General features: G+C 65.2%; 16 protein-coding genes. 1 reads left to right on the forward strand and 15 read right to left on the reverse strand.

All coding sequences use genetic code 11. The annotated features are described in order from the left end of the window. Positions 1-90: 90 nt before the first annotated feature. From AB0Y14_RS10920 to AB0Y14_RS10980, 13 genes are all read right to left on the reverse strand, one after another. A complete protein-coding gene (locus AB0Y14_RS10920; RefSeq protein ID WP_436589289.1) occupies positions 91-1,278 on the reverse strand; it encodes an acetyl-CoA C-acetyltransferase in 1,188 nt (395 codons plus the stop codon). Between the two features lie 87 nt (positions 1,279-1,365). After that, positions 1,366-2,346, reverse strand: coding sequence for a magnesium and cobalt transport protein CorA (locus AB0Y14_RS10925; RefSeq protein ID WP_436589290.1), 981 nt, complete (start codon positions 2,344-2,346; stop codon positions 1,366-1,368). A 45-nt stretch (positions 2,347-2,391) separates the two neighbouring features. Beyond that, entirely contained in the window at positions 2,392-3,684 is a 1,293-nt protein-coding gene (locus AB0Y14_RS10930) for an adenylosuccinate synthase (RefSeq protein ID WP_436589291.1), read from the reverse strand. Between the two features lie 208 nt (positions 3,685-3,892). Further along, positions 3,893-4,363 (reverse strand): DUF4870 domain-containing protein, encoded by a 471-nt coding sequence (locus tag AB0Y14_RS10935; protein ID WP_436589292.1) that lies wholly within the window; start codon positions 4,361-4,363, stop codon positions 3,893-3,895. Positions 4,364-4,450: 87 nt separating this feature from the next. Beyond that, a complete protein-coding gene (locus AB0Y14_RS10940; RefSeq protein ID WP_436589293.1) occupies positions 4,451-5,572 on the reverse strand; it encodes a polysaccharide pyruvyl transferase family protein in 1,122 nt (373 codons plus the stop codon). A 131-nt stretch (positions 5,573-5,703) separates the two neighbouring features. Then, positions 5,704-6,795, reverse strand: coding sequence for an alanine dehydrogenase (gene ald, locus AB0Y14_RS10945; RefSeq protein ID WP_436589294.1), 1,092 nt, complete (start codon positions 6,793-6,795; stop codon positions 5,704-5,706). 117 nt (positions 6,796-6,912) lie between these two features. Beyond that, the gene (locus AB0Y14_RS10950) at positions 6,913-7,332 is read right to left on the reverse strand and encodes a DUF3151 domain-containing protein (RefSeq protein WP_178980360.1); all 420 of its coding nucleotides are present in this window, start codon (positions 7,330-7,332) and stop codon (positions 6,913-6,915) included. A gap of 592 nt (positions 7,333-7,924) precedes the next feature. After that, a complete protein-coding gene (locus tag AB0Y14_RS10955) occupies positions 7,925-9,319 on the reverse strand; it encodes an MFS transporter (RefSeq protein ID WP_436589295.1) in 1,395 nt (464 codons plus the stop codon). Between the two features lie 173 nt (positions 9,320-9,492). Then, positions 9,493-10,518, reverse strand: a complete 1,026-nt coding sequence (fbaA, locus tag AB0Y14_RS10960) for a class II fructose-bisphosphate aldolase (protein ID WP_436589296.1) — start codon at positions 10,516-10,518, stop codon at positions 9,493-9,495. Between the two features lie 248 nt (positions 10,519-10,766). After that, positions 10,767-11,768 (reverse strand): hypothetical protein, encoded by a 1,002-nt coding sequence (locus AB0Y14_RS10965; RefSeq protein WP_436589297.1) that lies wholly within the window; start codon positions 11,766-11,768, stop codon positions 10,767-10,769. Positions 11,769-12,007: 239 nt separating this feature from the next. Next, positions 12,008-12,607, reverse strand: coding sequence for a TrmH family RNA methyltransferase (locus AB0Y14_RS10970; protein ID WP_436589342.1), 600 nt, complete (start codon positions 12,605-12,607; stop codon positions 12,008-12,010). Positions 12,608-12,712: 105 nt separating this feature from the next. Next, positions 12,713-13,297: an orotate phosphoribosyltransferase gene (gene pyrE / locus AB0Y14_RS10975; protein WP_436589298.1), complete on the reverse strand. Its 585-nt coding sequence runs from the start codon at positions 13,295-13,297 to the stop codon at positions 12,713-12,715. A 41-nt stretch (positions 13,298-13,338) separates the two neighbouring features. Continuing rightward, positions 13,339-14,946 carry an anthranilate synthase component I family protein gene (locus AB0Y14_RS10980; protein WP_436589299.1) on the reverse strand — a complete coding sequence of 536 codons (1,608 nt, stop codon included), beginning with the start codon at positions 14,944-14,946 and terminating at the stop codon, positions 13,339-13,341. On the opposite strand from AB0Y14_RS10980, the gene AB0Y14_RS10985 reads away from it, so the two are divergent. Next, positions 14,945-16,585, forward strand: a complete 1,641-nt coding sequence (locus tag AB0Y14_RS10985) for an FMN-binding glutamate synthase family protein (protein WP_436589300.1) — start codon at positions 14,945-14,947, stop codon at positions 16,583-16,585. The two genes, AB0Y14_RS10980 and AB0Y14_RS10985, sit on opposite strands and share 2 nt — an antisense overlap. 436 nt (positions 16,586-17,021) lie before the next feature. On the opposite strand, the gene AB0Y14_RS10990 is transcribed toward AB0Y14_RS10985, so the two are convergent. Both AB0Y14_RS10990 and AB0Y14_RS10995 read right to left on the reverse strand, forming a co-directional pair. After that, on the reverse strand, positions 17,022-18,221 hold the full coding sequence (locus tag AB0Y14_RS10990) for an acyl-CoA dehydrogenase family protein (RefSeq protein ID WP_436589301.1): 1,200 nt from the start codon (positions 18,219-18,221) through the stop codon (positions 17,022-17,024). A gap of 51 nt (positions 18,222-18,272) precedes the next feature. Further along, on the reverse strand, positions 18,273-19,868 hold the full coding sequence (locus AB0Y14_RS10995) for a fatty acyl-CoA synthetase (RefSeq protein WP_436589302.1): 1,596 nt from the start codon (positions 19,866-19,868) through the stop codon (positions 18,273-18,275). Positions 19,869-19,871 lie beyond the last annotated feature (3 nt).

Genomic DNA, 19,871 nt, shown 5'->3' on the forward strand with positions numbered 1-19,871 from the left:
ATTCTTCGGGTCGGGAACGTTCAGGGGGGGCTGACGCGCAAGCGCCCGGGCCAGCACGCTGTACTGGCCCGGGCACCTGGGTTCGGGTTTTCAGCGGAACAGCAGCAGGGCCTCGCCCTGGCCGCCACCGCCGCACAGGGACACGGCCGCCTTGCCGCTGCCCCGGCGCTTGAGTTCGTAGGCCCCGTGCAAGGCCAAACGCGCGCCGGACGCGCCGATCGGATGGCCCAGCGCGATGGCCCCTCCGTGGATGTTGATTTTTTCCTGGTCGATGCCGAGATCACGGCCTGACTGGAGCGACACCGCCGCAAAAGCCTCGTTGATTTCCCACAGGTCGAGGTTCTCGGGCGTCCATCCCTCCTTGTCCAGGGCCGCCTTCGTGGCCTGCGAGGGTTGGGAATGCAACGCGGTGTCCGGGCCTGCCGTCTGGCCGGCCGCGCCGACCTCCGCGAGCCATTCGAGACCGTGGTCCTCCGCGTACCGCTTGGAGGCAAGCACCAGGGCCGCCGCGCCGTCGGACAAGGGCGAAGAGTTCCCTGCCGTAATCGTCCCGTCCTGCGCGAAGGCGGGCCGCAATCCCCCGAGGGTCTCGGCGGTCGAGTCCGCGCGGATCCCCTGGTCCGTATCCACCACCACGGGGTCGCCCTTTCGCTGAGGAATGCTCAACGGCGCGATTTCCTCGGTCAGCAGACCGGACGACGTCGCCGCCCCGGCCCGCTGGTGCGAAGCCGCCGCTATCTGGTCCTGTTCCTCACGGCCGATACCTCGCGCTACGTTGTCCTCTTCCGCCATCGCGCCCATGGACCGCCCGTCCTGGGCGTCGGTGAGCCCGTCCCGCGCGACCGCATCCACCAGGCGGAGATCACCGTATGAGGTGCCGGCGCGGATCCCCGGGGCGATATGCGGAGCCGTGGACATGGACTCCTGCCCTCCGGCGACGACCACGTCGGCTTCTCCCAGCCGGATGAGACGGGCCGCTTCGGTGACTGCCGCAAGCCCGGAGAGGCAGACCTTGTTGAGGGTCATCGCCGGCACATTGCGGGAGATTCCCGCACCCAATGCGGAGGACTTCGCCGGGTTCTGTCCGCACCCCGCCTGGACGACGTGCCCCATGAAAACCTGGTCGACGGCCTCGGTGGCCACTCCCGACCGTTCGAGAGCCGCCGCGATCGCGTGGGAGCCCAGATCGACGGCAGTGAGGGATGCCAGCTGGCCCATGATCTTGCCCTGAGGGGTGCGGGCACCACCCACGATGACGACGTCGTTGAGCTCGGGCATCGAAAATCTCCTTCGGTCGGAGGGGTGCGGTTCTCCCCCACATGGTACGCCAGCGGAGAGTTCGGGGCCCCACCGGGTCGTCCCCCGTTACATCCAGTTCTTCTTCTTGAAGAGCGCGTAGAGAATCCCGCTGATGACCACCATGAGGCCGAGGGCGAATGGATACCCGAAAACCCACCCCAGTTCGGGCATCTCCTCGAAGTTCATCCCGTAGATGCCCGCAATGATCGTGGGGACCACGAGGATGGCCGCCCAGCTCGAGAGCCTCTTCATGGCGTCGTTCTGCCGCTGGCCAACCAGGGTCGAATCGACCGTCAGCGCGTTCTGCAGGGCCGAACGGAGGCTGTCCAGGTGCTCGATGGCTCGCAGCACGTGGTCCCGCACGTCGCGGAAATGCGGGTGCAGCTGTTGCGGGGTCCCGTACTTGTCCGCCCCGCGCATCAACAGGTCCAGAAGGTAGCTCAACGGCCTGGTGACCCTCTGGAATTTGACCACCTCGTTGAACAGTTCGTAGATGCGTTGCGAGGTGTTGCCCCCGGCGAAGAGGTTCTCCTCGATCTCGTCCAGGTCCTCTTCCAGATCCATGAGGACGGGCTCATACCCATCCACGACGCCGTCGAGCAGGAAGTACAACAGGGTCTGAGGGTTGTGCGGCTCGAGGGCAGATCGGTTGAAGGCGCGACGCAACTGCCTCACGACCAGCCCGGAGGCCCCACCCTTCGGCACCGTGACCACGAAGTAGTTCGGGCCGATGAACGCGTGGATCTCGGCGATGACCAGCTTCTCCGATCTGTCCTTGTAGGAGATCGGGTGCGCTGCGAGGAACAAGGCCTGGCCGTAGCGTTCCAGCTTGGGACGCTGGTGACCGTGAGAGGCGTCCTCGACCGCCAGGGGATGGAGGTCGAAAGCCTCGGCCAGGCCCTGCAACTCTTCCTCGGAGGCGTCCTCAACGACGAAACACGCGGTCGATTCCGGCGACGCGCGGAGAGCCTCCACAGTCGACTCGGCCGACTCCTGCTCATGAACGCGTTCCTCACGATCAATCAACACATGAAGCAAGTACGCCATGATGAGCCAGCCTATTCCTCGGTATGGTCTGCCGGGGACCGGCGCCTAGTGGTCTTCAATGAGATCCCGGACCACGATAGTGTTCTCGCGTCCCGGCCCCACCCCGATGGCGGAAATCCGGCAACCCGAGAGCTCCTCGAGCTTCTCGACGTACTTGCGAGCATTGTCCGGCAGGTCGTCCAAGGACTGTGCCTGGGAGATGTCTTCCGTCCAGCCGTCGAAGTACTCGTAAATCGGTTTCGCGTGGTGGAATTCGGTCTGGGTCATGGGGATTTCGTCGTGGCTCACGCCGTCGACGTCGTAGGCAACGCACACCGGAATGCGATCCAGACCCGTCAGAACATCCATCTTGGTCAGGAACAAGTCCGTGAAACCGTTGATGCGCACAGCCTGACGGGCCAGAACGGCGTCGTACCAGCCGCAACGACGCGGACGTCCGGTGTTGACCCCGAACTCCCCGCCGGTGTTCTGCAGGAACTCTCCCCACTCGTCGAAGAGCTCGGTGGGGAACGGGCCCGCGCCGACCCGCGTGGTGTACGCCTTCTGAATTCCGATCACACGCGAGATCCGGGTGGGTCCCACCCCGGATCCGACGGAGGCGCCGCCCGCCGTGGGGTTGGAGGAGGTCACGAACGGGTAGGTGCCGTGGTCGACGTCGAGGAAGGTCGCCTGGCCGCCCTCCATGAGCAGGGTCTTTCCCTCGTCCAGCGCGTTGTTGAGCAAGAGCGTGGAGTCCACGATCATCGGCCGGAGGCGCTCGGCGAAGGACACGAAGTAATCGACGATCTCTTCCACCTCAACGTGGTGGCGGTTGTAGACCTTGACCAGCAGCTCGTTCTTCTGGCGCAAGGAGCCCTCGACCTTCTGGCGAAGAATCGATTCATCCATGATGTCCTGGACACGAATACCCAGGCGACCGATCTTGTCCATGTACGCGGGGCCGATGCCGCGACCTGTGGTACCGATGGCCCGCTTCCCCAGGAAGCGCTCGGTAACCTTGTCCATGGTCTGGTGGAACGGCGCGACCAGGTGAGCGTTGGCGGAGATGCGCAGCTTCGAGGTGTCCGCGCCGCGAGCTTCGAGCCCGTCGATCTCTTCAAAGAGCGCTTCGGGATTCACGACGACGCCGTTGCCGATGACGGGGGTCGCCTCCGGGCTGAGAATGCCTGCAGGCAGAAGCTTGAGCTCGAACTTCTCCCCACCGACGACGACGGTGTGGCCAGCGTTGTTGCCGCCATTCGGCTTGACCACGTAGTCGACGCGGCCGCCGAGGAGATCGGTCGCTTTGCCCTTGCCCTCATCGCCCCATTGGGCGCCGACGATTACGATTGCTGGCATGTGGAACATCCATTCCTGTTGACAGGTCACCGACCGGGTTTCACGGCGGCGAGAGGCCCGCGCGACCTGCCGGCCTCGCAAAGCCAGAGTCCAGGATACCCGTTGCGTACGATGTCGGCTCGAGGTGTGGAAGAGAGCCTTCGTATGTTTTCGAAAGGTCGCCCCACCCCGAGACCCAGCGAGCGCACCGGATCCGGGAGCCCGGGGTTCAGCTCAGGACCGAGATCTTCATCGGGTAGGGGTAGACCTCTCCCCTATTCGCCTTGACGGCCCCGATGATGTGGCACACGATCGCGATGATGTTGACGACCGCCCACACGGGCAGTGCGATGACGATGCCGATGCCGAAGGTCACGATCACCAGAATCCAGGCCGCGATGTTGATGATCCACACCAGGAGATTGAAGTTGAAGGCCTGCGCCGAGGAATACCGCACGAACGCGTACCCGGGCTTGTCCTTGTATATGAGCCAGAAGACCAATGGACCCAGGATGCTCAACCAGCCCGCGGTGACCAGGAGGATCACCAGCGTCGAGAGGTGCGCCAGCACGGCCATCGTGCGGGCATCGGACGGGATGCGGTTTCCGTAGGCGTCGAAGTCTCGGCTGGAGCCCGGGGCGGACTGTGAGTGCCCCTCCGGACCGGGTGCGGGAGGAGGCTGAGGTGTATGGCTGTTCATGGCGAACCTTCTCTCTCGGGTGTCGAGCGGATACGTCTACCGTAAACGTTTGCCGCATCTCATGGGATCCCCGCACGGTGTGGCGCGCTAGGCCTTGTACAACGCGTCCGCTTCAGCATTCTTTGCGGCGACCGGTCCGCCGAGGTCCCCGGCACGTTGCAACGCGTCGAGATCGATCAGGTCGTCCGGCTCCCCCTCGTGAATCGCCCACCCCGTACCGAGATCCCCGAGAGAGCGGTGTTTGACATCGTAGTATCCCGTTTGGCCCAGCATCACAATGCCTCGGGCTCCGGCCAAAGCACCCATCAGGTGGTGATGGAACCGCGTGGTGATCCACACCTGGTTGCCACGGAAGGGGAACTCCTCGCGCCAGAACGCGGTGAAAGGCACGAATCGGCCCTCTCCCACGACGTCGTGGAGCGCGGAGTAGGCCGGGTGGTCCCCTCCTGGGATGGCCTCGACGTAGGTGACTCTTTCACGGGGGATGCCCCAGGCGCGGACCTGGTTCCGGGCGTAGCGGACGAAGGATTCGAAGTCCTCGGGCCCCACGAGGTCGCTCTGGATACAGAGCACGACCTCCGTCGGGCCGTCGGTCTCCCATGGGGGCACGTCGGGAACCAGAAAGGCGTCGTCGTACCCCACATCGATCCCGAGGTGCTCGGCGCTCGCGCGGTCTCGAACACTGACGTGGTCGAAACCCGTGAGGTCTTCCGGCCCGGAAGGCATGAGCCCCTGTCCCGTGGCCACGAGCCGTGCCCCCGAGATTTCCGCCGCGGCTCGCATGGCTTGGACCATCACGTGGTTCTCGGGCCACATGCTGTTGACGAATCCGCCACCCAGAAGATGCAGAACGGAAGCTTCGCGCATCTGCAACAGCCCGAGATCGTAGCGTGGCGAACCCAGGTTGTGGACCAGGTCGGCGGCGCTGCGCATGGACCCGCGCAACGCATCATCGGCCAGGCGGATCGCGGTGTTGGTTAGATGCAGGCGCGGGTGGCGGATGTCCTTGAGCAATGCGGCCACCGTTCCGGGTTCCCTGACATCCAGCCACACGTCCGTTTCGGGCGCCACGCTGGCAAGGTAGGAGACCCAGCGCGCCGCGATGAGTTCGTCGCCGAAATTGGGAATCCCCGCCGTCGACAGCAGATAGATCGATCCGGGGTCGCCGGGGGAATGGTCGACCGCGGATCGGTGCGAAGACCAATGCATATCATCAATATACAGTGATCCACTTCACTATCCGGAGACCGTGGCCCCGCAAAGAGCATCCTTGCGTGCCCTCCGAAGGGCCACGGGCAGGGCGCAGGATGTCACACCCAGGACCTTGGGTACGGCAGATCCTAGACGCGCGCCGGCAGGTCCGGGAAGGCATCGGCCACGCCTCGGAAGGTAACCTCCCCGCGTTCGGTATTCAGGCCGGCCGCGAGGATGCGGTCCTCCCGGAGGGCTTCCTCGATGCCCTGTCCGAGTCGGAGCACGAACGGCAGGGTCGCGTTCGTCAGCGACGCCGTCCCCGTCCGGGGAACCGCTCCCGGCATGTTGGCGACGCAGTAATGCCGGATCCCGTCCACCTCGAAGACCGGGTCCTCGTACGTGGTCGGGTGAGAGGTTTCGAAGCAGCCACCCTGATCGATGGCGACGTCGATGAGCAGCGAACCAGGTGCGAGAAGGTCGAGGTGCTCCCTGCGCACCAGCTTGGGCGCGGCAGCCCCGGGGACCAGGACGGATCCGATCACGACGTCGGCTCCTTCGAGCTCGCGCTCGATGTTGCGCGGATTGCTTGCCAGGACCCGGGCGGAGTTGCCGAAGTAGTCTGTCAGTTCCCGCACGCGTGGCAGGTACGCGTCCAGGATCGTGACCTCGGCCCTCAGCCCCACGGCAAGAAGCGCCGCTTGTGTCCCGACCGTACCGCCGCCCAGAACCACGACGCGGGCCGGGGACACCCCCGGGGTTCCGCCCAACAGGATGCCTGGGCCGCCTTCGGTGTGAAGACTGTACTGTGCCGCGGCCTGCGCCGCGAGACGGCCGGCGATTTCCGACATCGGCGTGAGCAACGGCAGGGCCCGACCGTCCCGGACGGTTTCGTAGGCGATGGACCGCGTTCGGTTCTCGATCAGCGCCTGGGTCAGGCCCCGGTCCGCAGCGAGATGCAGGTAGGTGAAGAGCGTCAGGTCCTCTCGGAGGAATCCATATTCCGGCTCGATGGGCTCCTTCACCTTGACCAGGAGCTCGGCCTTTTCCCATACCTCGGCCTGGGTTCCCAGTCGAGCGCCCGCGGCCACGTATTCCGCGTTGTCGAAGCCCGAGCCGACGCCCGCTCCGTCCTGCACGAAGACCTCATGTCCGGCTTCGACGACGGCGTGTACGCCGTCGGGGGTCATCCCGACACGGCGTTCACTGGGCTTGATCTCGGTAGGCACGCCAATACGCATATTCAGTCGTTCCTTTCGGTCGATCCGGCCGGCGACGGCATTGTCACCGCCCACCGCCAATTATGGTCCGTCCGCGAGGAACATTCACTCGTTCTCCCCCACCGTTCCGGGGGCGTTTCAGGACGAGAGCTGACCGGCGGCCTCGGGATCCGAGTCGTTCAGGAACGATGAGATGCGCTGAGCTTCATCGGTCTCGCCGATGGCCGACGCCGCCCTACCCAACAGGTACAGCGAACGGAGGAATCCTCGGTTCGGCTCGTGGGAGAACGGGATCGGGCCGTGCCCCTTCCAGCCGTGGCCACGCAGAGCATCCAGGCCGCGGTGGTATCCGACGCGAGCGTAGGCGTACCCCTCGACCACGTAGCCGGAATCCAACGCATCCTGGGCCAGCAGCGCCCAGGCCAGGGAAGACTTCGGGAACGCGCGAGCGAGATCCTCACCTTCGTCACCGGCCTCGATGCGGGCCAGCAGCTCGGGCTCCTCGTCCAAGTACGTGGGCTCAGGGCCGTCGAGAAGGTTCTTTCCGGCAAGGGGCATGATGGATCCTTTCGTCAGAAGGTGGACTGGTGCCCACTGTACCGGCGTCGGACAGGGAGCGAGGGGCCGAAGTCGCAGTTTTGTGCGCCCTGACCCGCGAGGCGGCAGTTTTGAGCAGTTTTCAGCCCCGGAGCTGCCCAAGATCGCCACCTCGGGCCGAATTTCGCCCAAGATCGCCACCTCGCCGGGGCCGGCCCGGATTGCCGACGGCGTCGGGCGCGGGAAAGGCCCTATTGCGTGGCAGTTGCCCGAATGCGTGGTGGCTACCTCCCTAGGAGGTGGATGTGAAGGGGCCTCAAAAGTGGCGGTTACCGGAATGGGTGGCGCTCTCCCCTGCTAGGTGGGGGTTTAACCGCCTCCTAACAAGGATTGTCGCCACCAAATCGGGTAACCACCACCTAAAAGGTGGGCTACAGCGCCCCGACGGGCACCCTCCCGATCGGTAACCGCCTCCGGATCGGGGAACCGCCACCCCATGGGATTAATCGGCCCCGTGCCGCCCCGGCCTCCTCGGGTCGGTCCGTCGACCCCTGCACAACCCCTTGCACCGACCCGCATAGCAGCCCACCACACCAGCACCCGCTGGGCCCGTTCAGGCCTGCCGGTCCGCGCTCCGGCCGGTCGTGCGATCGCCGAAAACGCCCACATCCAGAATCAGCAACGCCATGGCCAGGGCCACCACGCAGAACACCAGGACAGGACCGGCCCCGGACAGCAGGGGCAAGAGGATGAACGGCAGGAAGGCGCTGGTCAGCTTGGACAACGAGTAGGCGAACCCGGAGGCCGTTCCGCGCACTCGAGTCGGGAAGTTCTCGGCCATGAACACGTGGTAGGAGTTCGAGAACATATTGCTCGCCATCGTGAACAGCATGCCGGCGACAACCACCCACACCGGATCCTCGCCGAGCCCGAAGGCCAGGCCGAAGACCCCCATCAGTCCGGCGGTGAACATCACCAGGTACTTCCGTTCGAATTTTTCGATGACCGGAACCACCAGGAGGGAACCGATCGGATACCCGAAGTATGTGAGGGCGGTGTACCCGATGGACTCGACCACGTCGAAACCCTTGGCGCTGAGCACCAGAACCGCGACCGTCCCGAATCCGTAGTACCCGAAAACCTGAAGAATGTTCATGACGGACAGCATCAGGGTGCGCTTGCGGAAAGGCGTTCGGAAGATCTCACCGAACGGGACCTTGGTCTCCTGGGCCGGTCTGATGTCTGGGTCCGGCTCCGGCAGGGGTTTGCCGGCCTGCTCGGCCTCCCGTTCGAAGGACTCGACGACGCTCCGGGCTTCCTCGATCCGTCCCTGGGTCTCCAACCATCGAGGGGACTCGGGCACGTGCCGACGGATGAACCACACGAGGAACCCGCCGACCGAACCGATCACGAACAGCCAGCGCCAGCCGGCGACACCCAGCGGCGCCAACGGAACCAACCAGTGCGCGAGCAGTCCGACGAACGGGATTCCAAGGAAGCTGACCGTGTAGGCCCAAGCGATGTACCGACCGCGCACCGCCTTGGGGAGCAGGTCGGAGAGATAGGAGTCGGCCAGTGCGTACTCGCCGCCGATGCCCACGCCGGCGATGAATCGACAGACGATGAGCCACGCGGCGTCGGGGGCGAAGGCCGCGATCAGGGAGAACACCGAGTAGAGGAGCAGATTGACCACGAAGGCCGAGCGACGCCCCACCCGGTCGGCCAGGCGGCCCATCAGGATCGCACCCAGGAATTGGCCGAGGAAGGCCGAGGCCAGGACCAGAGACAGCGTGGTTCCGGTCAGGTCGAATTCATTCTGCAGAACTTTGGAAATAATGGCCGCGAGGAAGTTCTCGAACTGGTCGAAGAACACCCCAAGACCGACGATGACCGTGATCCATCGGTGGGAGCGCAGGACCGGAAGCCGGTCCATGCGGGCGGACACCGAGGGTCCCGCCGAAGTGATCAGCCGGTCATTCGTGCTCTCGCTGGGGTCGACGTGGTGCATTCCATCACACTAATCATCAGTGTCGTTGGGTGTAACGGACCCTGCGCGCCGTCTTGAACTGTGGACCGCACGACGTCCTCGCCCCGGAAAACGACTCCGGCGTGCATCCTCCGACCCGTGGGCCGATGGATGCACGCCGGAAACAGGCGGTGCGCGACGTATGCCGCGAGCGCCTACTTGATCTGGGTTCCCGCCGAGCCGAGGTGCTCGCAGGCCTGAACGACGCGGTTGGCCATGCCGTCCTCTGCCTTGGCGCCCCAGGTGCGGGGATCGTAGAGCTTCTTGTTCCCGACCTCGCCGTCGATCTTCAGGACGCCTTCGTAGTTGGACAGCATGTGTCCGGCCACGGGACGGGTGAAGGCGTACTGAGTGTCGGTGTCCACGTTCATCTTGATGACGCCGTAGGAGACGGCGTCGGCGATCTCCTGCTCGGTCGATCCGGAGCCACCGTGGAAGACCAGGTCGAACGGGCGGTCCTTGCCCAGCTTCTCCCCTACCTCCTGCTGGATCTGCTGGAGCAGTTCGGGACGCAGTTTCACATTGCCGGGCTTGTAGACCCCGTGAACGTTGCCGAAGGTCAAGGCAGTGATGTAACGACCCTTTTCGCCGTTCTCACCGAGCGCATCGATGGTCTTGAGAGCGTCTTCGGTGCTGGTGTAGAGCGTGTCATTGATTTCGCCGACGACGCCGTCTTCCTCGCCGCCGACCGCGCCGATCTCGACCTCAAGGACGATGTGAGCCTTGCCGGTGCGTTCGATGAGGTCCGCGCCGATGCGGAGGTTCTCCTCGAGCTCGATGGCGGAACCGTCCCACATGTGGGAGTTGAAGATCGGGTCCTCACCGCGAGCCACGGCGTCCTCCGACTCCTTGAGCAGGGGGAGAACGAAGCCGTCCAGCTTGTCCTTGGGGCAGTGGTCCGTGTGGAGGGCGATGTTGACGTCGTACTGCTTGGCAACCTCGCGGGCGAAGGATGCGAACGCGAGCGAACCGACGACCATGTCTTTCTTGCTCGACCCCGACCAGTAGGCAGCACCGCCGGTGGAGACCTGGATGATGCCGTCCGAACCCGCTTCGGCGAAACCGCGGATCGCGGCATTGAGGGTCTGGGAGGAGGTCACGTTGATGGCGGGGTAGGCAAAGCCCTTGCTCTTGGCCTTATCGAGCATCTCTGCATAAGCGTCCGGGGTTGCGATGGGCATGCTGACTCCTTTGTGACGGAAGGTCGGGTCGGCGACGAACCGACCCCTGATGATCGGAGCGACCCGGCCAGCCGGGACCTCCGCAGATCTGGGTTCAGTCTAACAAGGGGCCCAGGCCCTCGAGGCAAGAATGTGTACAGGTTTCCGCGGACCAGTCGGGAACCGCCCCCCCCCCGAGGCCCAGGGGGAACGGCATCGGGGGGGGGTGCACCGGGCGGAACCGTGAAGGTGGCTCTCACCCGGCCCGCTCACCGCGGGTCGTCATAGAGCGGTGATTCTCCGGGTTGCGGTTGGTGACGGGCGTCCCCGAGGACCACGTGCACCTGGTGGTAGTCGCCGTCGTCGTCCGTGAAGGAGAAGCGGTAGCGACCCGAGGGCAGGTCCTTGAGGCGCCCCTGCTGGATGGTGAGACCGGTCCCCGGATCCTCACTCAGGTACGCCGCCTCGGGAACCACCACGGCCTCTCCAGTAGCAGCGTCACGATAGGTCGCCGTGACCTTGATGTCGGCCATCCCTGGTTGCGGGATCGGCTCCTCCGACCGGATGGGGATACGGTCCGTGCCCACGTCGTAGACCGGCAGACCCGTCGAGGCATTGCGGGCGCTGTTGCCCGCCGACGACGCCGGAACCATCAGGTGACTGGCGTCGTAGGCCACTCCGCTGTGTGCCAAGTGCGGTTCGTCGGCCGGTTGACCGTGGGCATCCAGGAAACGATGCTGCCCACTCGTCGCAGGATCGGGGTTCAGCGGTCCCTTGACCTGGACCATCAGTTGCCCGTGCGCATTGTTGATCAGGTCCCGAGCCTGGCTCAGGTCGAGCGTCCCCCCGCTCGACGGCACAGTCAGCTGCTCGCCACAAACTCCGTTGCCGATGACGACTTCGTAGTCGCCGTCGGCGGCCGGGACGAGCCCGGCCCCGTCAGCGCTGGGGGCCTCGAGGCCGAACTGGTCGCTGCCCGCAGGGTCCTCACCCGATGGGGCCACGGATCCGGCCGGTCCGCCCGCCGCAGGGCGGCCGCTGAACGGTATCGGCGATGTGCCGTGCTCCTGCTTCCACGGGCTGTCTTCGGACAACGAAGGGTCGCCGTCGGTCGGGCCCTGGACGCAGGGTGTGTCGTCCGGTGGCAGAGCGGCTTGGGCCGGTGCCGAGGCACCGCCGAGTGTCCCGAAGCCCAAAGCGGCGGCCGCTGCCACGGCGACCACGGGTGAGAACTGATCTCGTGTTCTGCTGTTGGCATTTCGGAGGTCCATGACTCATCGCACTCCTCGCTATCCATCGGGCCGGAAAGAGTTCCGGTCCTCGAGCCCGATCACTGGTTTTCCGCCAGAATCGCGGAAACCTTTGCTCGTACGGAGAGCCTACGAAAAGAAGAGTGCCGATGGGTTACCGTCCGATATCAATTCCAGGGAATTCGAATAACAATTCAATAACCACGACATTCGAGGCGCTGGAAGGGACGAATCGTAGGTTGAAAAGGTTTTTCTGGTCGTCAGATCACGCGCTGGTCAAACACGTGCCGCCGAACCCAGGAATGCATGGCGATGGCAGCGGCCGCTGAGGCGTTGATGGATCGAGTGGAGCCGAATTGTTCGATGGACAGGGTCGCGACGGATGCGTCCTTCATCTCCGGGCTGAGCCCTGGGCCTTCCTGGCCGAAAACCAGCACACAATCCCGAGGGAGATCGTAGGTTTCCAGTTGATGCGAATCCGGGAAATTGTCGATGCCGATCACGGCCAGTCCTTCGGAACGGGCCCATTCGATGAATGATTCGACGGTGACATGGTGCCTGACGTGCTGATACCGATCCGTGACCATGGCTCCGCGCCTGTTCCACCGTTTTCGACCGATGATGTGCACTTCCTTGGCGAGAAATGCGTTCGCCGTACGGACCACGGAGCCGATATTGAGATCATGCTTCCAATTTTCGATGGCCACGTGGAAGGAATGCCGTTTGGAATCCAGGTCCGCGATGATCGCTTCCATGGTCCAGTAGCGGTATTCGTCCGTGACGTTCCGGCGGTCGCCGCCCTTCAGCAACTCGGGGTCCCAGTGGTCCCCTTCGGGCCACGGCCCGTCCCAGGGACCCACCCCGACGACGTGCTCGGCAGCCGCGCCGTCGGTGTCCTGGGTCGGGACCTCTTCCCCGGGGTCTTCCCCCGACCCGCGCACGGAGTCCTGTTCGGCTCCCACCCGCTAGTCCAGGCCGAGTTCGGACTTGGAGTACGCGTACAGGCAGGGGACGCCGGCGCTTTCCTCGATGCGTTCTTTCGCCCCGGTGGCGCGGTCCACGATGATCGCGACCGCGACAACGTTGGCTCCTGCCTCGCGCAGTGCTTCCACCGCGGTGAGGGCAGAACCGCCGGTCGTCGAGGTGTCCTCCAGAACCACCACGTTCCGACCCGAGACTTCGGGGCCCTCGACCTGACGGCCCATCCCATAAGACTTCTGGGCCTTGCGGACCACGAAGGTATCGATCGCGCGGTCGTTGTCCCCGGCAGAGCGCATGATCGCGTGGCCCACGGGATCCGCACCCATGGTCAGCCCACCGGCGGCCTCGAAATCGATCCCGTTGCGGTCCAACAGGTCCAGCATGACCTGCCCCACCAACCGGGACGCCTCATGGTGCAGGGTGATCCTGCGGAGGTCGACGTAGTAATCCGCTTCGAGCCCCGAGGCGAGCGTGACCTTGCCGCGGACCACGGCCAGTTCGGAGATGAGGTCGCGGAGTCTCTCGCGGGCGGCCTCGATGGACAGGACGGTGGAAAGATCGGAAGTCATGCGTCTCATTCTACGTGGTGAGCTGGGGCTTCCCCACGCGTTCAGGGCACAGTGTGGATCACTTCGCACCCGGGCTCCCCGGGTTCACGGACGGGTGCGTCGAGCTTCGTCAGCATCTCCGCGTACTCCGCGCCCGGGTCCGAGTCGGCGACAATGGCGCCGCCCGCGCTCACGCCAACCATCGACGTCGCCTCCGGCCCGGGCCGCATCACGAGCGTGCGAATCACGATGGACAGATCCGATTCTCCCGACGGCGACACATACCCCAGCGCTCCCGAGTAGATACCCCGCGGCCGCGCCTCCAGGCGGTCGATGATCTCCATGGTGCGGGGTTTCGGAGCCCCGGTCATGGATCCGCCGGGGAAGCACGCCCGGACCAGATCGACCGCTGACCGTCCCGGACGCAACCGGCCACGAACGGTCGAGACCAGCTGGTGCACCGTCTCGTAGCTTTCGACGCCCATCAGCACGGGCACCCGGATCGATTCCGGCGCACAGACGCGGGAGAAATCGTTGCGTAACAGGTCCACGATCATCAGGTTTTCGGCCCGTGTCTTCGGGTCAGCGGCCATGGTCCGGGCGGCTCCCACGTCGTCCTCGGGAAGGGCGCGCCTCGGCGTCGTGCCCTTGATCGGTTTGGCTTCACACCACCCGTCCGAATCGACGGCCACGAATCGCTCCGGGCTCGAGGACAGGACCGCGACGTCGTCGCACCAAAGGAAGGCCGCGTGCGGCGCTGGTTTGGATCGGCGTTGCCGCGCGTACAGATTCAGGGCCGCGTCGAACCCGAAGGTCACCGGCACGCTCCGTTCCGACGCGGCGGTCAGGCACACCTCGTAGGAGTTTCCGTCCCGGATTTCCTCCAACGCCTCCTCAATCGCGCGCAGGTAACGACCCCGGTCAGGCGGCGCGCACCGGAGGTCGACGTCGGTCGGCAGGGGTGTCGGGGACGTGGGGCTCGGAGACGCGGAGTCGGGGACAGCGGGGGCGTTGGCAACGGAGCCGACCGGGTCGCGAACAGATTCGCGCAGCGCCTCGACCGCCGCGTCCACCCATGTTTCGTCTCCCACGATCCACCAGTGCTCCTCCCGGTGATCGATGACCACGAGACGGGTCGAAACCATCCACACGGCATCCGGCGTCTCGGCGGAGAAGGGGGAGCAGAACCCCAGGTCGGCCCTCGCCTCGTACCCGAAATACCCGAACCATGCCCCGACCATGGACCGCACGAAGCTCGGGAGCCACCGATCCGGCGGCGCCGAGGGAGTCTCGCGTGCCCCCACCCCAGCGTCCGTGAGCCGGTGCTCCAGCACGTCGAAGATGGTTCCGCAGATCCGGCCACGGAGCGTCCCGTCGGGGCCGAGGCGGTCCACCCGAGGGTCGGGACGCCCCGCGGTCTCGTACCTGAGGACCTCGCTCGGAACGAGCATGACGCTCCAGCGAGCCGGGGCACCGCCCCTGATGTGGGCGGAGGAGGAGTCCAGCCACGCCGCATAGCGGTATTCGATGCCGTCGAGACGACCCATGGAATGCACGAGGCGGCGGAACAGTCCGCTCTCGTCGACCACAGAGGGTGCCAAGGCATCGTGCGCGGCCCACAGGGGACGGCCCAGGGCATCGACCCCGCAGGGAATCCTGTGCGAGAACATGACAGCATTTTCCCACGATGCCTTCCTTCGGACCGGGCTAGGGTGGAATGAACGCATTGAGCATCACAAGGGAGTGAAAATGGGATTCTCGGCCAAACGCATCGCCGCCTCCATCGGTCTCTCAGGAGCCGCGGGGTTGCTGGGAGTCGCGGCGCACGACGTCGTCCAGAAGAAGCACACGATCCTCCGGAACTTCCCCGTTCTCGGTCACGCTCGGTATTTCATGGAGTTCATCCGCCCGGAAATCCAGCAGTATTTCATCGAGAACAACTACGACGGTCGCCCGTTCGACCGGGATACGCGGTCGATGGTCTATGAACGGGCGAAGGGCCTCGGCGGGGAACAGGCTTTCGGGACCGAGCGCAAAGTCCTGCGCCCGGGACACGACTTCATCCTCCACACCATGTCCCCCGTGGCGCCCATGAAAGAAGAACCGCGCCAGCGCCTCGGCGGACCGGACTGCACTCAGCCCTACGACATCTCCTTGTTCAACATTTCCTCGATGAGTTTCGGGGCGCTCTCCGCCAACGCCGTCATGGCCATGAACAAGGGCGCGGCCCTCGGCGGCTTCTCCCAGGAAACAGGCGAGGGCGGCCTCACCGATTACCACCTGAAGTACGGGGCCGATGTCATCTGGGAATTCGGTTCGGGATACTTCGGGTGCCGCACGGAGGACGGCCGGTTCGACGACGAAACCTTCGCCCGCAAGGCCGCCAAGCCAGAGATCAAGGGAATCCTCATCAAACTCAGCCAGGGGGCAAAGCCGGGGCTGGGCGGCGTCCTCCCCGGAGAGAAGGTCACCCCGGAGATCGCCAAGGCTCGCGGCGTCCCAGAGGGAGAAACCTGTGTGAGCCCCGCCGCCCATCCCGAGTTCTCGACACCGCGGGAGCTTCTGCACTTCGTGGCCCGCGTACGGCAAGCGGCCCAGGGAAAACCGGTGGGCATCAAACTCTGCGCGGGTTCGCGGATCGAAATCCTCGGCCTGTGCAAGGCCATGCTCGAGACCCGGATCGCCCCCGACTGGATCACGGTCGACGGGTCCGAAGGCGGGACGGGCGCGGCCCCGGTCGAATTCGAGGATGCGGTCGGCATGCCCCTGACAGAGGGGCTGATCAGTGTCAACAATGCCCTGGTCGGCGTCGGGCTCAGGGACAGGGTCGCCCTGGGAGCGTCGGGCAAGGTCGTCGGCGGGGCGGACATCGTGCGGAGAATGGCCCTCGGAGCCGATTTCACCAACAGTGCCCGCGGCATGATGATGGCGACCGGGTGCATCCAAGCTCAGAAGTGCAACACCAACCGGTGCCCGTCCGGCGTCGCCACCCAGGATCCCAGGCTCGCGCGAGGGATCGACGTCGGCGACAAGGGCGAGCGAGTCAAGAACTTCCATAAGGGCACGATGAATTCGGCCATGCGCATTCTCGCGTCGATGGGGCTGAGCTCGTTCCGCGACCTCGGCCCGGAGCACATCATGCACCGCATCGACTCGACCAGCTCGGCCTCCTACAACCGCATGTACACCTGGCTCACCACGAATTCGCTCCTTGACGGAACCGCGCCCGAAGACTGGATGGAGAAATGGAACCGCTCTGACCCCGACAGCTTCATGGTCGCCCGGCACCACCACACGAGGGCGAACTAGCAGCCTGCACGAGGGGTGGGGCCCGACGCGGGCGAGGCGGGGCTCGACGCGGGCGAGGGCCTGCGTGGGGTGGTCCTCCGCTCGGGTTGGGTGGCGGTTACCCGATTCGGTGGCGCTTCCCCACGTTTGGAGGGCCCCATCTCGACACCACCCGCCCACGTTGGGTGGCGGTTACCCGATTCGGAGGCGGTTCCCCACGTTTGGAGGGGGTTCAACCGCCACCTTTTGACGGGAATCGCCTCTCAATCGGGTAAACGGCACCTCACTGGACCACGCACGGAGACGACGTCGTCGGTATGCCCTCGAAGTGGCAATCCGGTGCGTCCGTCGCGCCGAGGTGGCAGGCTTGTGCGGATTTCGCCGTGAAAAACGCACAGAATTGCCACCTCGGCCTCGCGCGGCACCGCCCTCTCGCCGCGACCAGCCCACCCGCGGGTCAGGCGAACGCCGACTGGCCCGTGATGTCGCGGCCCACGATGAGCCGCTGGATGTTCTCGGTGCCTTCGTAAGTGTGCACGCCCTCAATGTCGAACATGTGCCGGATGACGTGATTCTCCAGCAACACGCCGTTGCCGCCGAGCATGTCGCGCGCGGTCGCGAGGACTTTCCGGGCCTTGGTCGTGTTGTGCACCTTGAAGAGGCTCGCCTGCTGGTCGCGCAGAGTTCCGGCCTCCTGGAGCTTGGCGATCCGGGCCGACATGAGTTGCATGTCGGTGATCTCGGACAGCATCTCGACCAGGCGCTCCTGGATCATCTGGAACTTCGCGAGGGGTTTGCCGAACTGGATCCGCTGCTGGCTGTAGCGGAGGGCGGCCTCGTACCCGCTGATCGCGTGGCCCAGGGCCGACCAGGCGACACCCACGCGCGTCTGGACCAGGACCACCGACACGTCCTTGAAGGTCCTGACGCCGGGGAGCACGTTGGACTCGGGAACGCGCACGCCGTTGAGGCTGATCCGGGCCTGGTGGATGGCCCTGAGCGTTCCCTTGCCCTCGATGACTTCGGCGTCGTACCCGTCGGAATCCTGGTCGACGATGAACCCGCGCACGTTGTTCTCCTCGTCGCGGGCCCAGACCACCGTGATTCCGCCCGAGGCCCCGTTGCCGATCCACTTCTTCTCGCCCGTGAGCACGTACTCGCTGCCATCCCTGACCGCCTTGGTCTCCAAGGACACGGAGTCCGAGCCGTGATCCGGTTCCGTGAGGGCGAAGGAGCCCAGGAGGCTCGCATCCGCGAGCGCATCCAAGTACTTCTTCTTCTGCTCCTCCGAGCCGAACAGGGCGATCGATCGCAAAGCCAATCCTCCCTGCACGGCGACGGCCGTCGCCATGGAGCCGTCCCACCGGGACAGTTCCATGGTCACCAGGCCCGCGCCCAACGGGGACAGTTTTCGATGCCCGGGGACGTCCAGACCATCGGTCATCAGGTCCAGCTCACCGATGCGACGCACCAGGTCCAACGGGTATTCGGAGCGGTCCCAATACCCGTTGATCAGCGGGAGGATCTCGCGACCATACTGACGCGCGGCGTTCCAGGCGGCGCGGTCGTCATCGGTCGCGTCGGAGAAGACGTCCAGGTAGTCCGTGTCCACGGGGTCGGTCACGTCATAGGAAGTTTCGGGGTTGACCGCGTTCACGGTCCCTCCTTCGTTTTGGGGGTCTAGTTCTCTTGCTCCGTGCCTCGGGCGTCATCGGCCTTTCGAGGCCGCGGAACGAAGGTCTCTCTTCAATATCTTGCCCGACTGGTTGCGGGGAAGCTCATTCACGAACTCAACGCGTTTCGGCACCTTGAACGGGGCCAGGTGCTCTCTGACGTGGCGCAACAGACCGTCCGAGGTGAGGGCTGCACCTTCTTTGGGTACGACGAAGGCCGTGACCGCTTCGATCCACCGGTCATCCGGGGTCCCGACGACGGCGACCTCGGCCACGCCGTCGTACCTGTAGATCACGTCCTCGATCTCCCTGGACGCGACCACGATTCCTCCGGTATTGATGACGTCCTTGATGCGATCAACGACCTCGATGAAACCGCCGTCGTCCATGACGACCTGATCGCCAGACCGGAACCATCCGTCCTTGAAGGATTCGGCGGTGTCCTCGGGCAGGTTCCAGTAGCCCGTACATACCTGTGGTCCCCGGTACTGGATCTCGCCGGGTTCGCCGATCCGGGCCGGCAGCCCGTCCGATGTCATGATGCGCGCCCGAACATTGTGCACGGGCTTCCCGCACGACGCCGGGCGCTCATCATGTTCTTCCGGCCCGAGCACACAGGTCAGCGGGCCGAGTTCCGACTGGCCGAAACAGTTGTAGAAACCGATCTCCGGGTACTGGGCCCGCAGGGTCTCCAGGACCGCGACCGGCATGATCGACGCACCGTACTGGGCCTTGCTCAGGCTGGACAGGTCCCGCCGGCCGAGGTCCGGGTGATTCGCGAGGGGAACCCACACGGTCGGGGCCAGGAACAGCGAACCGATCCTTTCCCTCTCGACGAGGTCCAGAATCTGCGGCACGTCCGGTTTCTCGATGAGACGCAGGCTGGCCCCGATCAACAAATACGGAACCGCGAACACGTGGAGCGCAGCCGAATGGTAGAGGGGCATCGCGACCAGGGGTGCATCCTCCGGGTCGAGGGAAAGCGCCATGATGCAGGACTCGTACTGCGCCCTCAAGCTCGCGTGCGTGTGGACCGCGCCCTTGGGCTTCGAGGTCGTACCCGAGGTGTAGAGCAACTGGACGACGTCGTCCGCCGACGCCGCGGGAGCACCGATCGAGTCCGACCGCGTCCGGGAACGCGGTTCCTTGCCGACGCCGACCAGAACCTGCTCGAGCAGCCCCTCCTCGGAACCGTACAGAGGCCGGACCGATTGGGCCGGAACCTCGTCCAGGACGTCGAGGGCCGTATCGCGCAAGCCGGGATCCGTGTACACGGCGGAGGCACCGCTGTCCTCCAGGATGTGCGCCAACTCCGCCCCCGTCAGGGCGAAGTTCACGGGGACGTGCACATATCCCGCCCTCAGCGTCGCGAAGAACGCGATGAGGAACGCATCGGAGTTCTTGCCGAAAAAGGCCAGCCGGGCTCCGTCCTCGTACCCGTGAGAACGCAGGGCGCGGGCGGCGTCGGTGACGGCATCGTCGAATTCCCGGTAACTCCAGGTCCGGTCGCCGAAGGCGAGCGCCGGGCGCGAACCCCAGCGCTCCGCGCTCCGGGACAGGCCCGCGTCGATGCCTTCTTCCCGGGCGGCACGGACTTCGATACTCGCACCCATGTGGTTCGAACTGCCCATACG

Source organism: Rothia sp. HC945, assembly GCF_051370785.1.
Lineage (GTDB): Bacteria > Actinomycetota > Actinomycetes > Actinomycetales > Micrococcaceae > Rothia.

Excerpts from the sequence above, each read along its gene's own strand:
- AB0Y14_RS10930 (WP_436589291.1), bottom strand. The coding sequence starts at position 3,684 with ATGCCAGCAATCGTAATCGTCGGCGCCCAATGGGGCGATGAGGGCAAG.
- AB0Y14_RS10995 (WP_436589302.1), bottom strand. The coding sequence starts at position 19,868 with ATGGGCAGTTCGAACCACATGGGTGCGAGTATCGAAGTCCGTGCCGCC.
- AB0Y14_RS10980 (WP_436589299.1), bottom strand. The coding sequence starts at position 14,946 with ATGTTCTCGCACAGGATTCCCTGCGGGGTCGATGCCCTGGGCCGTCCC.
- AB0Y14_RS10950 (WP_178980360.1), bottom strand. The coding sequence starts at position 7,332 with ATGCCCCTTGCCGGAAAGAACCTTCTCGACGGCCCTGAGCCCACGTAC.
- fbaA (WP_436589296.1), bottom strand. The coding sequence starts at position 10,518 with ATGCCCATCGCAACCCCGGACGCTTATGCAGAGATGCTCGATAAGGCC.
- AB0Y14_RS10965 (WP_436589297.1), bottom strand. The coding sequence starts at position 11,768 with ATGGACCTCCGAAATGCCAACAGCAGAACACGAGATCAGTTCTCACCC.
- AB0Y14_RS10940 (WP_436589293.1), bottom strand. The coding sequence starts at position 5,572 with ATGCATTGGTCTTCGCACCGATCCGCGGTCGACCATTCCCCCGGCGAC.
- AB0Y14_RS10935 (WP_436589292.1), bottom strand. The coding sequence starts at position 4,363 with ATGAACAGCCATACACCTCAGCCTCCTCCCGCACCCGGTCCGGAGGGG.
- ald (WP_436589294.1), bottom strand. The coding sequence starts at position 6,795 with ATGCGTATTGGCGTGCCTACCGAGATCAAGCCCAGTGAACGCCGTGTC.
- AB0Y14_RS10955 (WP_436589295.1), bottom strand. The coding sequence starts at position 9,319 with ATGCACCACGTCGACCCCAGCGAGAGCACGAATGACCGGCTGATCACT.
- AB0Y14_RS10920 (WP_436589289.1), bottom strand. The coding sequence starts at position 1,278 with ATGCCCGAGCTCAACGACGTCGTCATCGTGGGTGGTGCCCGCACCCCT.
- AB0Y14_RS10925 (WP_436589290.1), bottom strand. The coding sequence starts at position 2,346 with ATGGCGTACTTGCTTCATGTGTTGATTGATCGTGAGGAACGCGTTCAT.
- pyrE (WP_436589298.1), bottom strand. The coding sequence starts at position 13,297 with ATGACTTCCGATCTTTCCACCGTCCTGTCCATCGAGGCCGCCCGCGAG.
- AB0Y14_RS10985 (WP_436589300.1), top strand. The coding sequence starts at position 14,945 with ATGACAGCATTTTCCCACGATGCCTTCCTTCGGACCGGGCTAGGGTGG.